The 13,809-nt window shown below is 69.8% G+C and carries 11 protein-coding genes; 2 read left to right on the forward strand and 9 right to left on the reverse strand.

Annotated features, from left to right (window positions below; translation table 11 throughout):
* Positions 1-23: 23 nt before the first annotated feature.
* From ACGFR9_RS17480 to ACGFR9_RS17515, 8 genes are all read right to left on the reverse strand, one after another.
* Positions 24-458 (reverse strand): roadblock/LC7 domain-containing protein, encoded by a 435-nt coding sequence (locus tag ACGFR9_RS17480; protein ID WP_030229379.1) that lies wholly within the window; start codon positions 456-458, stop codon positions 24-26.
* A complete protein-coding gene (locus ACGFR9_RS17485; protein WP_393208887.1) occupies positions 455-1,813 on the reverse strand; it encodes an ATP-binding protein in 1,359 nt (452 codons plus the stop codon). Before ACGFR9_RS17485 ends, ACGFR9_RS17480 begins: the two co-directional genes overlap by 4 nt.
* 504 nt (positions 1,814-2,317) lie before the next feature.
* Positions 2,318-3,760 (reverse strand): aldehyde dehydrogenase, encoded by a 1,443-nt coding sequence (locus ACGFR9_RS17490; RefSeq protein ID WP_393208890.1) that lies wholly within the window; start codon positions 3,758-3,760, stop codon positions 2,318-2,320.
* Between the two features lie 23 nt (positions 3,761-3,783).
* Positions 3,784-6,108 carry a hydantoinase B/oxoprolinase family protein gene (locus tag ACGFR9_RS17495; RefSeq protein ID WP_393208893.1) on the reverse strand — a complete coding sequence of 775 codons (2,325 nt, stop codon included), beginning with the start codon at positions 6,106-6,108 and terminating at the stop codon, positions 3,784-3,786.
* Between the two features lie 11 nt (positions 6,109-6,119).
* Positions 6,120-8,222, reverse strand: coding sequence for a hydantoinase/oxoprolinase family protein (locus tag ACGFR9_RS17500; RefSeq protein WP_393208896.1), 2,103 nt, complete (start codon positions 8,220-8,222; stop codon positions 6,120-6,122).
* A gap of 21 nt (positions 8,223-8,243) precedes the next feature.
* Complete coding sequence (locus ACGFR9_RS17505) at positions 8,244-9,875, reverse strand: FAD-dependent monooxygenase (protein ID WP_393208898.1); 1,632 nt, start codon at positions 9,873-9,875, stop codon at positions 8,244-8,246.
* Positions 9,872-10,651, reverse strand: coding sequence for an alpha/beta fold hydrolase (locus ACGFR9_RS17510; protein WP_393208901.1), 780 nt, complete (start codon positions 10,649-10,651; stop codon positions 9,872-9,874). The genes ACGFR9_RS17505 and ACGFR9_RS17510 overlap by 4 nt, the downstream gene beginning before the upstream one ends.
* 407 nt (positions 10,652-11,058) lie before the next feature.
* Positions 11,059-11,376, reverse strand: a complete 318-nt coding sequence (locus tag ACGFR9_RS17515) for an Lsr2 family protein (protein ID WP_393208904.1) — start codon at positions 11,374-11,376, stop codon at positions 11,059-11,061.
* Positions 11,377-11,517: 141 nt separating this feature from the next.
* On the opposite strand from ACGFR9_RS17515, the gene ACGFR9_RS17520 reads away from it, so the two are divergent.
* Complete coding sequence (locus ACGFR9_RS17520; RefSeq protein ID WP_393208907.1) at positions 11,518-12,291, forward strand: CoA transferase; 774 nt, start codon at positions 11,518-11,520, stop codon at positions 12,289-12,291.
* A 78-nt stretch (positions 12,292-12,369) separates the two neighbouring features.
* On the opposite strand, the gene ACGFR9_RS17525 is transcribed toward ACGFR9_RS17520, so the two are convergent.
* Positions 12,370-12,933: a TetR/AcrR family transcriptional regulator gene (locus ACGFR9_RS17525; protein WP_393208910.1), complete on the reverse strand. Its 564-nt coding sequence runs from the start codon at positions 12,931-12,933 to the stop codon at positions 12,370-12,372.
* Between the two features lie 139 nt (positions 12,934-13,072).
* On the opposite strand from ACGFR9_RS17525, the gene ACGFR9_RS17530 reads away from it, so the two are divergent.
* Positions 13,073-13,798 (forward strand): SDR family oxidoreductase, encoded by a 726-nt coding sequence (locus ACGFR9_RS17530; RefSeq protein WP_393208913.1) that lies wholly within the window; start codon positions 13,073-13,075, stop codon positions 13,796-13,798.
* Positions 13,799-13,809 lie beyond the last annotated feature (11 nt).

Consider the following 13,809-nt stretch of genomic DNA (forward strand, 5'->3'; position numbering starts at 1 on the left):
CAGTCGTCGGGCCCGGCCGGGGCTCATGATGCCGGGCCGGAGGAGCGCGTGGGTACGGACATCAGCGCCTCGCCGAGGTTCTTCGCCTGCCGGGCCAGGGTGTGCGCGACGATGTTCATCGGCACATCGGTGCCGAAGGAGGCGGCGATGAACGCGTTGGCTCCGCCGGCCGGCATGACCATGAGCGTTCCACAGGCGTCGAGCTGGACCGTGATGGTGGAGATCGGGGTCTCGTCGGGCGCCTCGAGCGATACGAGGGCTGCCGCGCGAGCGGCACCGTGCAGGGCGGACACCATCGCTGCCATGCCCTCGGACTCATCACGGCCCAGGCTGCCCGAGGCTCCCACGACGATGCCGTCGGCCGACAGGATCAGCGCATGCCGGACCCCGATCTCGATGATCGGGTCCAGGACCCAGGAGGGGTCGGGGATCTGCTGGCTGAGAGTTGACTGGCTCAAGACTTGTCCTTGTTCTCAGATTCGGTGCCGTCGCGTCCGGCGGCAACTGCCTGCTCGAAGTCACCCCACGCGGTACCGGCCTCCTCGGGGTCCACCGGTCGAGGCGCACGGGTCAGTGAGCGGCTGCGGGAGGAGCCGCTCCGGCGCCGACGCTGGGGAAGCGTCTGAGCGTCGCTCGCGGAAGGTGCGCTGACGTCACGCAGTCCCTCCGCGGGTTCTGCGGACAACGCCGTGGGAGGTATCGGCGTGCGAGGCGCCGGGGTCGGCATGGCCGCCATCGCCGACGGCGGTTCCGCCGTCTCGTCGATCGTGGTCAGCAGATGCTTCGGGACCGCCAGTACCGCACGGACTCCGCCGTAGGGTGAGACCTGGTCCACCGATACGTGGAAACCGTGGTCGGCGACCAACTGTCCGATGGCCGCGAAACCCAGAGCCGGAGGGTCGCCCAGCTCGGTGATCAGCAGGTTGCCGGCATTGTCACCCGCCACCAGCCGGGTGCCGCGCGCCACGGCCTCGCGGGTCATGCCCTTGCCCGCGTCGTCGATCTGGACGCAGACGCTGCCGTTGTCCGTCTGGAGCAGGGTGACCTCGACCGCCAGATCGCCCCGCGACGACTCCAGCGCGTTCGCCATCAACTCGGCACAGGCCACTGCCACCGGTTCGGCGGCCCGTCCGACGACGCCCACCCCGCCGGCCGGCAGTTTCGTGTGGACCTGGACCCGCTCGAATCCGTGCAGACGCGACGTGGCGCCCGCGACGACGTCCGGGAGGTGGGTGTCGGGCCGCACCAGACCAGGCCAGGAACCGCTCACGATGGCCGCCTTCTGCACCAGGCGGAGGACCCGCTCGTTGAGCTGGTCGATACGGAAGTACTCCTGCAGAACCTCCGGGTCACGACAGTCGCGCTGCAAGTCGTCCACGAGCGTCTGCAGCCGGAAACTCTGTGCCTGGATGGCCGTGCAGGCACCGCGCAGCGCGGCCCGGGCGGCGGCGTCGATGCGACCGCGCTCATCGACCAGCGACTCCACGAACAGGTCATGCGCTGCCTGGATCTGGGCGGCGAAGTCGCTGCCGTCGTCCAGCAGGGCACCGGGAACGGGATGGTGATCACTGATCAGGTGCAGGGCTGCAGCCGGCAGCCGACTGCTCACGAGGTGGCGCAGTTCCTCGAACTGCGCCGCCTCACGGGCCTGTAGCGCGGCCAGTGCCTGACTCTGTTCGGCCGTTTGCGCGCTGAGTTCCGCACAGCGACGCGAGAGGGCCGCACGGGATCTGGCCAGAGCCACCACGGCGACGGTACCCACCACGGTCGCGGCGCCCAGCACCGCAACGGCGGCTTCGGGGTTCGAAGTCACGGATAAGGGGTCCTCGGAGAGTGAGAGCCAGTTGCCTGCGGACATCGGGCGACGAGGGACGCCCACTCCGGACAGGCCGACGTGGCGACGCGGGTAGGGGAGGGGCACGTCCGTCCGGCCGCCATGGGAGGCGGCCCGCTTCCCGAAGTCCCATGTCCTCAAGGGGTTTGTACGTGACGTTCTCGCACCGAGGACGGTACGCGGACGCACCGGACAATCCGGGGGTAATGGAAGGGAGGGCATTTCGCTCCGAGCAGCAACGGGCAGCTGATGCCGCATGTTACTCATATAACGATCAGCTTGTAGCGTGTTCACACAGCGTCCACAAGGTTGATGCCGATCACGGTGCGCCGGCCGTCATGCCCCGGCCCTGTTGTTCCCACCGCGGCCCGGTCACCGCACTGCCCACCAAAAAGCTCCCGGCCACCGCATGACAGCGTGCGGTGGCCGGGAGCTCCGTGGCAGTGGCAGACGACAGGTCAGGGCTGTGCCGCCACCCGCCGGTTACCGGTAGATCGACTTCGTCTGCTGGTAGTTGAGCAGCGCCTCCGGGCCGAACTCCCGTCCTAGACCACTGGCCTTCACCCCTCCGAAGGGGGCCGCCGGATCAACCGTGTAGTGGTTCACCCCGACCGTCCCGGTGTGCATCCGGCGGGCGACCCGCAGGGCGCGCTCCTCGTCATTCGTCCATACGGTGCCACCGAGGCCGTACTCGGAGTCGTTGGCGATACGCACGGCATCGTCCTCGTCGGTGTAGGGAATGACGGACAGCACCGGCCCGAAGATCTCCTCGCGCGCGATGACTTGGGCATTGTCGACATCGGCGAAGACGGTCGGCGCGACGTAGTAGCCCTTGTCGAGATCCGCGGGTCGGGAGCCGCCCACGACCAGCCGTGCGCCCTCCGCCCTGCCCTTCTCGATGTACCCCTCGACCCGCTCGCGCTGACGCGCGCTCGCCATCGGGCCGACCTGCGTGGCGGAGTCCAGGGGGTCCCCGACGGTCAGGCCGCCGACCAGGGACGCCACCGCCTCCACGATCTCGTCGTACCGGCTTCGCGGGGCCAGGATGCGGGTGCTGGCGAAGCAGGCCTGGCCGTTCGCCAGCAGCGTCGCCTGCACGAACGGCTCGGCCATCGCCGTTCCGAGGTCGACGTCGTCGAGCATGACCGCGGCCGACTTGCCACCGAGCTCCAGCGTGACCGGACGCAGCAGGGTGCCGCAGGTCGCGGCGATCTGCCGACCCGCCGTGGTGGAACCGGTGAACGCCACCTTGTCGACGCCGGGATGGGAGACCAGGTAGGCCCCGACCTCACGGCCCGCCGGAACGACGTTGATGACACCGGGCGGCAGCTCCGCCTCCTCGACCGCCTCCGCGAAGAGGACCGAGTCGAGCACGGTCTCCGGTGACGGCTTCAGCACGAAGGTGCACCCCGCGGCCAGGCCGGGCGCGTACTTCGTCGCGGACAGGAGCTGCGGTGCGTTCCAGGGCACGATCGCCGCCACCACGCCGAGGGGTTCCCTGCGGACGTGTACGGGCGCACCGAGCATGCCGTCGCGAACGGTCTCCCCCGACTCGTCGCGGACCAGGTCGGCGTAGTACCGCAGCAGGATGCCGGGGAGAGCGCCCTCCACCTGTTCGGAGAGCCGGATCGTCATGCCGTTCTGGGCGCTGACGACATGTGTGATGTCCTTGACCCGCCGTTCGAGAGCGTCGGCGAGGCGGTAGAGGGCGTCCGCCCGCCGTGCCGGCTCCCAGGCGGCCCATCCGTCCGGATCGTCGAAGGCGGCACGGGCGGCGGCCACGGCCGCGTCCATGTCCTTCTCGCTGCCGTGCGGGACGCTGCCGAGCACGTCCTCCGTGCTCGCACCGAGGACCGTGATCCGCTCGTCGGACGTGGGGGCCACCCAACGCCCCCCGATGAACAGCGAATCGTGGTGCGCGTTCATGCTCTCTCCTCCGACGGGCGGTTTCACGCCCAGCCCCTGTAGTGGTCGGTCGGCAGCGGGTGGTCGACGGGTACGACCCGGGAGTTGACCGCTGTCAGGCAGCCCGGACAGCACAACTGCCGGAAGACGATCTCGGCGTCGACGTACTCCGACGGGTCGTGCCAGATGTGCGGACCCGCTTCGGTCGGCGCCACTTCGCGGCGGGCCAGCGCCTCGACGAAGGTGCCCTCGGCCAGCGGCCCGATCTCGGTGCTGCAATGGACGCACACCACCGTCCCGCCGTCGGGCCAGTCGTGGACGGCGAGGTTGTCGTCGAGCCGGCGCGCCCCGCTCAGGTCGTGCGTGCCGATCGGCGCGAGCCGGGCGTCTGACAGGCCGGCTCCGGAGGCACGGCGCGACCGCAGCTTCTCGCGGATCTCGTCGGTCGCGCTCGCGTCCACCTCGCCGTCCTCGCGCAGCACGACGCCGTAGACGTCCCGTGCGGCGTCCGGCGACACCCGAACCTGCAGTACGTCCTCGCGCACGGATTCGGCCGGCCGCAGCAGTGGGTCGCCGTATCCTCCGCCGGCCTGCCAGTGGAGGTAGAGCGCGTCGCCCGCGCCGAGGGTGGACTCACCTTCGCAGGGCAGCACCTCGATCTCGCCGCCGATGTCGTCCAGGCCGGCCGGAATCACCGTCGCCCCGGCGAGCTGGGGCACGTCGATGCCGCGCACCACGAGGTCGAGCTGGGAGTTGCCGGGGTAGCCTCCGGCCAGACCGACATTCTGGTTGGCGACCTTGCCGGTGCCGGAGACGACCAGTGACATCGTGCCGGTCTGGTCCGGATGCTGTACGTAGCAGACCGAGCCGCTCATCCCGCCGCGCTGCCGTCCGGGGCCCCCGGAGTCGGTCTGTTCCCGTCGCCACAGGGCGACCAGGGGGTAGAGGTACTCGGTCATCTCCACGTCAGGGGCCCGAGCCGAGGGGATGATGAGACGACCGCCGGTGTCGACGCCGTCGTGGTGGACCTGGGCTCCGTAACCGCCGGCCATGACGTCGAAGATGGGGGACACGAAGCCCTTGCTGCCGCCGCCGCGGACATCGACGCCGGAGACCACGCAGAGGTCGGTGGTGCCGTTGCAGATCGACTGCACGTCGGTGCGGTGGTCGGGCTCGGCGTCCAGCATCTTGGCGATGACCTCGGCGACGAGGTTGCCCGATCCCCACGCCGGGCCGAAGGGACCCTTGCCCACGGCCGCGGGGAACGAGGCATTGGTGATGGTGTTCTCTTCGGTGATGATCTCGAAGCAGCGCATCAGCCCGCCCGCCGCCCACGGGATGTTCCCGGCCAGCAGGGGGAGCATCGTGAAGACGATGCCGGCCCGCAGACCCGGGTAGGGGCAGTTGATGATGCCGGTCTGATCGGCCGTTCCCCGGAAGTCGAAGACGAGCCGGTCGGCTTCCTTGGTCATCGTGACCTTGATGGCGTGCAGGTCACGGTCACCGGTCCCCGACTGCTCCTGGTAACCGACCGCCGTCCACGTCCCGTTCGGCAGGGCGGCGAGTTTGGCCCGCAGCCGGCGTTCGGCGTCGTCCATCATCCGGCGCATCACGGCCTTGACCGTGTCGGCGCCGTACTTGGTGATGAGCCGCAGGATCTGCTCCGCCGCGTTCTTGTTGGCGGCGATCTTGGCACGCAGATCGAGCCCCACCAGGTGGGGGAGGCGGGACCTGCGGACCCAGGCGTCGGCCACGTCCCGTTGCAGCACCCCGCCCCGGACGACCTTGAGCGGGGGAGTGGGGACGGCCTCGCCGAACACGTCCTGCGCCGACGGGCTGAAGGAGCCCGGCCGCGGCCCGCCGAGGTCGACCTGATGGGCGATGGCGGTCGTCCAGCCGAACAGCTTGCCGTCGTGGAAGATCGGAGCCAGGATCGCGGCGTCGTTCTGGTGCAGGCCGCCGCCGATCCACGGGTCGTTGCAGAGGAACATGTCGCCCTCTTCGATGCCCGGATTGTCACTGCGGTTGCGCAGCGTCCAGACGATGGCCAGGTCCATGGACCCGATGAGGCCCACGTTGTAGGCGCCGACCTGGACCTGCTCACCGAGCTCGTCGCAGATGGAGAAGTTGAAGTCGTTGGACTCGGTGACCACGTGGGAGCCCGACATCCGCCGCAGTGTCTCCCCCATCTCCTGGGTGATGGCCCACAAGCGGTGCCGCACGACTTCGTAGGTCAGGGCGTCGACCCGTTCGGCCGTGTCCTCGTCGATCAGGTGCAGCGGGAGAGAAGGCGAGATCTGCCGGAGCAGCTCCTCGCGTGGCAGTGGGCGACTGGTGAACTCGTCCGCCCCGGGGATCTTGGATGTCATGGAAGCTGTCCTCACTGGTAGCGCAGCACGAGGTTGCCGAGACCGTCGACACGGCCGGTGACACCGGCGGGAACCACCACCACGGTGGTCGGAACATCGACGATCGCCGGCCCGACGAGCTCGTGGCCGGCCCGTAGCCGGGCGTAGTCGTATACGGGGGTCGGCACGTAGCCGATCTGTGAGTCGAGGCAGACATGGCGCTCGCCGATCAGGGCTTCCGCCGGGTCCGGGCCGTCGGCCTCGGGAGCGGCGGGCAGCGCGACCGGGAAGCCGAGGCCGGCCTTGGCCCGCACGCGATAGGTGATCGCCTGTACGCCGGCCTCGCGGTAGCCGGCGCCGCTGCCGTTGATGCGCTCGTACTGGTCCTCGAAGCGCTGCAGGATCTCGGCACCGGTGTGCTCGGTGAACTCCGTGTCCGGGACGGTCGTCGACAGCTCGGTGACCTGCATCGAGTAGCGCAGGTCGATCTCCCGCTGCAGTGTCACGTTCTGGAACTTCACCTTCTGCCGGTCGAGCGCGCGCTGCAGATCGGCTTCCAGACGGGCGTAGTGCGATTCGAGCACCGTGTGGTCGACCGGGAAGGACGACGGGTCGGAGAGTTCGGCACTCATGGAGACGTCCGACGCGGCGAGTCCGTAGGCCGAGAAGGCGGAGGCGACGGGCCCGAGGGGGACGACGACCTCGCCCACGCCCAGGTCCTGGCAGTATCCGGCGCAGTGCGCGGGGCCGGCACCGCCGAAGGCGTAGGCGACGAAGTCACGGGGGTCGTAGCCCGCCTGGACGACCGCCCGGCGCAGGAGGTCTCCCGCCTGCGCGTTCTGCACCTCGTGGATGGCGATGGCGGCTTCCTCGACGGTGAGGCCGAGCGGTTCGGCGATGTGCTCACGAATCGCCTCGCGCGCCAGGTCCATCCTGAGGGGCTTCCTGCCGCCGAGCAGTCCGCGCGGGCTGAGGATGCCGAGCACGAGGTTGGCGTCGGTGTTGGTGGGACGGGTGCCGCCGTTGCCGTAGCAGGCTGGGCCGGGGACGGCTTCGGCGCTCTGCGGGCCGAGCCGCAGGTTTCCGCCGTCGTCCACGGAGGCGAGCGCGCCGCCACCCGAGCCGATCGTGTGCACGCGGATGGTGGCCGCGTTGATCGGGAACTGGTTCACGATGGAACCCGGCGCCATCACCGGCTCGCCGTCGACGATCAGACCCGCCAGGAAGGTCGTGCCGCCGACGTCGGTGGTGATCACGTTGCGGTGTCCCAGCTGCTCGGCCAGGCGCATGCCGCCGATGACACCACCGGACAGGACGGAACCGACGGTGGTGATGGCGTGCTCGGGTGCCCGGTCCGCCGTGATGGTCCCGCCCTCGCTCTGCATGACCAGCAGCGGCCCCTTCAGACCGCCCTCCTCCAACTGCTTCTGCAGAGGGAGCAGATACGTGCGCAGACGCGGGCCCACCTGGGCGTTCATGACGGTCGTGGAGGTCCGTGAGAACTCGCGGATGCGCGGACTGACCTCGGACGAGAGCGTGACGTACATGTCCGGGGCGATCTCGTGGATCAGTTCACGGACGCGCTCCTCGTGGACCCCGTTCTTGAACGACCACAGCAGGCAGACCGCGATCGCCTCGACGCCCTGCTCCACGAGGGACCGGGCAACGCTGCGCACCTCGTCCTCGTCCAGGGGGACCAGCACCTTACCGGCGTGGTCGATCCGCTCGGTGACCTCGAGCGCCCGGTACTTCGGGATCAACGGCGCGGGCTTGCGCTGCCGGAGGGTGTCCTGGATCTCGTGGGCCGACCGGCCGAGCGTGCGCCCCTCCGCGTTCATGATGTAGATCGCGTCCCGGTGGCCCTTGGTGGCGATGAGCCCCACATCGGCCACCTGGCCCTGGACGAGGGCGTTGATCGACGCGGTCGTTCCATGCGCGATGTAGTCCGTCTGCGACAGCAGTTCGCCGACGCCGATGCCCAGCTCACCGGCGATGTCCTCGATCGCCCGCATGACGCCGACCTCCCGGTGCGGCGGGGTCGTCGGCGTCTTGGCCGACACGATACGGCCGGCACCGTCCGAGGCGACCGCGTCGGTGAACGTGCCGCCCACGTCGATGCCCAATGCGTATGACATGTTGCCCTCTCCTGATGATCTCTACCGCTGGTGGGCGGCGACCCGCCCGGTGACTGTCTGCAGGAGCTCGTCGGCACGAGCGCCCGCCCCGCCCATCCAGGCCACGTGCTGGTCCGGACGCACGAGCAGCAGCTCGGCCGGGTAGCGGTCCGGCCACCGTCCGGGCAGGTCGACCACGGTCAGGGGAATCCCGAGGTCGCGAGCCGCCACGGTCCATGACTCCACCTCGACGCCCGGGTCCGTCCGCATAAGGGTGAAGCCGGGGCCGAGTACGTCGAGCACGGACCGGTCGTCGTGGAGCCACACGTGCGGCAACCGGAACCCCGGCTGCGCTCGCTGCACACGGCCGCCCATGCTGATCGGGGCCTGCTCCTCGCCTCCGACCACGAGGGGCGAGCCCGCGTAGTGGTAACCGAAGCTGAATCCGTCCGGTGAATAGCGCTGCGGCTCCGACGCCGCGAGCCGCTCGGCGAACTCCGCACGGGCCCGCTCGCCGTCCGGGCCGGGCAGGTGGATGTCCGGCGAGAACTCCGCGAACGCCTTGTTCGCCGCCGACCCCACCGCACCGGCGAACTGCTCGCCCACCGGCTTGCGCTCCAGCTCGTACGCGTCCAGTACGTCCGGCGACGCCCATCCGTGGTGGACCGCCGCCAGCATCCAGCCGAGCGTCGCCGCGTCCTGGATACCTGCGTTCATGCCGAATCCCCCGACGGGGATCCAGAGGTGGGCGGCGTCCCCGGCCAGGAACACCCGCCCGGTGCGATACCGCTGGGCGACCAGCCTGCGCCCCGTCCAGCGCACCACTCCGAGCACCTCGTGCTCGACGGACTCCCCCAGCGCCTCACGCAGCAGCTCCTCCGGTTCCTCGGCCTCGGTGTCGTGGTCGGGGGAGAAGGCCACGTGGTGGAGCCACAGTGCGTCACCGTCGATGGCGATCAGCGAGGCGATCCGCCGACCGTAGGTCCAATACGTCCACGCCTTGTCCCGTGCGGCCAGCCGACCGAGCTCGGGCGAGCGCAGGAAGGTCGACACGAACTTCTGGATCGCGTCCACTCCCTCGTAGCGGATGCCCAGCCGGCGGCGGACGGTGCTGTGAGCGCCGTCGCAGCCGACCAGGTACGCGCAGCGCAGGGTGCGGCGTGCCCCGGCCGTCTCCACGACGGCCTCGACGTGATCGTCGTGTTGGTGGAACTCGACCAGCCGGCTGCCCCGTTCGAGGGTCAGCCCGGGAAGCCTGCTCGCGTGTTCTTCCAGGATCGGCTCGAGGAAGAGCTGGGAGATCCGGTGCTGTGGCTCCGGGGTCGGCCAGTCGTCCTTGCCCGCCCCGGCCAGCACCTCGCCGGCCGTGGGCAGGTCGATACGGAAGATCTCCTCACCGCTCAGCGTCGTCCGGTAGTGGATCGAGGTGGGGTAGTCCTGGGGGAGCCCGGCCCGCCGGATGTCGTCCGCCACACCGAGTCGGCGGAAGATCTCCATCGAGCGCGCGGACGTGGTGTTGCACCGGGGGTTGATGCCCCGTTCCTCCGTCGCCTCCACCACGTGACACGCCACGCCGCGCCGGGCCAGGTCGATGGCGAGGGTCAGGCCGGCGGGGCCGGCGCCGACGATCAGTACCTCGACGTGGTCCTCACTGCTGCTGATCGACTTCGTCATGAGCTCAGGAACTCTCCTACCAGGCTGCAGAATTCGTCCGGCCGGTCGACGTGAATCCAGTGTCCGGATCCCGCCACCACGTTCAGGCGGGCGTTCGGCAGGGAGTCGACGAGGAGCTCGGAGACCTCCACCGGCGAGACCCGGTCGCACTCGCCGTGCAGGGCGAGAACCGGAGTGGCGATCGTCGCCAGATCGATGGGCGGGACCCCGGCCGCACCGGCGAACATCGACCGGAACGCCGGCTCCGCTCCGGGACGCAGGGCTTGCCGCAGCCGGATGCCGGCGAGCTCGTCGAGGAGTGCGCCGTGAACGCTTTCGTCGGCGACCAGGCGGCCCAGGGTGGCCCGCATGGACTCTTCGGTCGGATCGTCGTAGAACGGAACGGACGGGGGCAGGGGTCCGGTTCCCGCTCCCCCCATGACCACGGCGCGTTCCACCCGGTCAGGCGCCATGGACAACAGGGCGAGCGCCGCAGCCCCGCCCGCGGCCGAGTTGCCGACGAGGTGCACGCGATCCAGGCTTTCGCTATCGAGCAGGTCCAGTACCTGCCGGGCCCGGGCCAGCGCCCAGGCCCGTGGACCCTCGATCCCGGTCGCGCCGGTGATCCGCGTGCCGAACCCGAGGAGATCCGGGGCCAGGCAGCGGAACCTGGCCGAGAGGCGGGGGCGTACACTCGCCCAGTTGCTCTCGGCGTCGACACCCGGCCCGCCTCCATGGAGCAGTAGGAGAACGGGACGCGCGTCGGTGTCGACGTCGTCGTCGGATGAGGCCGGCACTGCAGTCTCCTTTGACGGATCGTATGTCGGGTCGCTGTTCCCGGCAGTCGAAAGAGAATGCGTCGAGTTGACTGCGGCGACCAGGTCGGCGACATCACCGGCGGCGCGGTGCTGCGTATGCGCCGTGGATGTGCGTGTATGTAGCGTTCACTCTACGGGCTCGGGGGCGCGTTGGCCATAGTCCGGACATGACCGCGTCCGAGCCGGTTTGGCGAGGGTGGCGGTGGAGCGGAGTCGGCGTTGCGGCGGGGCGTTGGATCTCGCACGGACCGCCGGCGAAGGAGGCGGCCCCGCACGCTCGGCATGCGGGGGAGGCGATGGGCCGACTCCGCCGTGTGCTCGCGCCCGTGAACAGACCGGCCCGGCCATCTGGTCTGTGGGGAGGGCCGTAGGTGCCGGAGCGCGGTTCAGTGCGCGGCGTCGTACGCCTCACGGACCTCCCGGGGGACGCGGCCCCGGTCGTTCACCGCAAAGCCGTTCTCGCGCGCCCATGCTCGTACCTCTTCGGCGCTGGGGCCCTGCGCCGCGCCCTTGTGAACCCGTGGGGCCCCCTTCGTGCGACCCTGCTTTCGGCCGCTCTCGATGAACGGCCGCAGTGCGGCGTCCAGTTTGTCGTAATTCTCCGGAGTGAGGTCGATCTCGTAGTACACGCCGTTCAGGGAAAACGTGTGTGTACCGGCCTCTTCCGATTCCGCACCGGTAAGGTCATCGGTGTATACGGTCACAATTTTCTGAGCCACGGAATTAGGCTATCCCAATGTCAGGGAAGGTCGCTTCGAAAGGCTTCGGGTCGTGATCGAGGGGCTCTTGCGGGGCTGCCGACGGCATCAGGTCGTTCCGGGGCGATGACGTGACGGCACAGACCGGTGCAACGGATCGCCGGCCGGCCCGGTCGGCGATGCCGCGTCGCCGACCACCGCCTCGCGGGCCCGGATATCGTCAGCGAGGACGCCCGCGACGCGCGGGGTACCACCGCGTGCCATCCCGTTGAGGAGAGGGGACCGCAACCGGTCCATGGCCTTGGCGAATCCGGCTTCGGGAGTGCGGAGCTCCGGAACAGGAAAGGTCGCGCCGTGGACCTGAGAACCGATGCCGGCGTCGGGGCGGTCCGCGGAATGATGCAGAGGGCTGATGTGGTCGTGGAAACCTTCCGCCCAGGTGTCATGCGAATCTCCGACTCGATGACGAATCCGTTTACGGAGTGGAAATCCGGAGGTGGCCTGCTGCCCTGTCTCCGCGTCCGGGCGATCAGGAGTCTCAAGGACCGCCCCGGTGCGAACGGAGTCATTCTCATGAGTTCCCCGGGGGAACCGGCGCCGGGGCCCAGGAATACACATCCCCGCAGCGGACATGGGCACCGGATACCCGGCCACGACTCCTGCTCGGCGCCCCGCACCAGGCACGCGACGGCGGAGGCGGACGGCATCTGGACGTCAGCCTCTTCGACGCGACGCCGATGCCGCAGCGGATCGGATACGCGTCCTACCCCGCGACCGGCCGCGACGCCGAGAGGAACGGGAGCGCGGCCCTTGCACGGCGCCGAACGAGGCCTTCCCCACCAAGGACGGCTGGATCATGGTCGCGGCGTACGACACGGATCGTGGCCCTGTGGCGGCCGGACGTCTCGCTGCGGGAGATGACGGGGCGCCACGACCGCCGCGGCCGCAGCCGTGCCGTCCGGCATGGGCCGACGCCTCGCCGAACCGCCGGCGTATCGCTCAGCGGGTCCTGAGTCCGTCGACGACGACGTCCAGCATTCGGTTCAGCTGGGGGCGCTGCTCGGGTGCGCCGGCCACGGAGAGCAGACCGGCCAGGATGCCGCCCACCTCGACCGGGTCGATGTCGGTGCGCAGTTCTCCTGCTGTGGCGCCGGCCTCGAGCACCATCGCCAGGACCTGCTGGACCTCGTCGCAGACCGGTCCGGTGCCGAAGCGGCCGGAAGCGCTCATGGCGACCAGGGCCTCGCAGATGCCGCGTCGTTCACCGGCCCACTCGGCGAATCGGAGCATCCACGCGTGGAGGGCCCGCGCGGGCGGCTCGGTAGCCAGCAGGGTGCGCGCGTCTTCGCGCAAGGGCCGGATCTGGTCCCGGTAGACCTCCTCGACCAGATCCTCTCGGGTGGGGAAGTGCCGGTACAGGGTGGCGTTCCCCACGCCCGCGCGTTTGGCGATCGCGTCCAGCGAGATCGCCCGTCCGGACGCGAAGGCTTCGGCGGCCGTGGCGATCAGCTGGTCGCGGTTGCGCTGCGCGTCGGCGCGCAGGGTGTTGCGTGGAGGTGTCATGACCTTCGCGATCGTGAGTGTCGGATGAGACTCGGGAACGATTCGGGGATATCCCCGGTTCAGTGTACGGTGGGCGCAACCGGGGAGGTCCCCGATTACGGGTGGTCTCACCCATCGCTTCAGCGACGAAAGGTTTGCCATGCCCGCAGCTCTCATCACCGGGGGAACGACCGGGATCGGCAGAGCGACGGCCGAGCTGCTGCACGCCCGCGGCTACCAGGTCGCGGTCACCGGACAGAATCCCGACTCCCTCGCACGAGCAGGATCCGAGCTCCCCGACGACGTGCTCGTCGTCCGATCCGACGGGCGCGTGCTCTCCGACACCGACGCCCTGATGTCAGCGGTGTCCGCGCGGTTCGGATCGCTGGACCTGCTCTTCCTCAACGCCGGGATCTTCCGTCCGGCACCGGTTGCCGAGGTGACGGAGGAATCGTTCGACGAGCACGCCGACCTCAACTTCAAGGGCCAGTACTTCACCCTCCAAAAGGCCCTTCCCCTCATGAACGACGGCGGCTCGATCGTGCTGACCGTCGGCATCGGAGCCCGTCGCGGCACCCCTGGCGCCACGGTGGGGGCGGCGACACGCGGCGCGTTGCTGGCCATGCTGCCCTCGCTCGCGCTCGAACTGGCCCCGCGCAGGATTCGCGTCAACGCCGTGAGTCCCGGGGCCACCGACACCCCGCTGCTCAACAAGCTGGGGGTGCCCGAGAGCGGCCGGGACGCCATGCGTTCGAAGATCCCCTTCGAGCGCTTCGGATCCAGCCAGGAGGTCGCGGAAGCAGTCGCCTTCCTCGCCTCGGACGCCGCCGGCTACATCACCGGCCAGGACGTCACCGTGGCCGGCGGCTACGGTCTCGGCGCCTGAAACCCGGGCGA

Source organism: Streptomyces sp. NPDC048584, from assembly GCF_043199595.1.
GTDB classification, from domain to species: Bacteria; Actinomycetota; Actinomycetes; order Streptomycetales; family Streptomycetaceae; genus Streptomyces; species Streptomyces edwardsiae.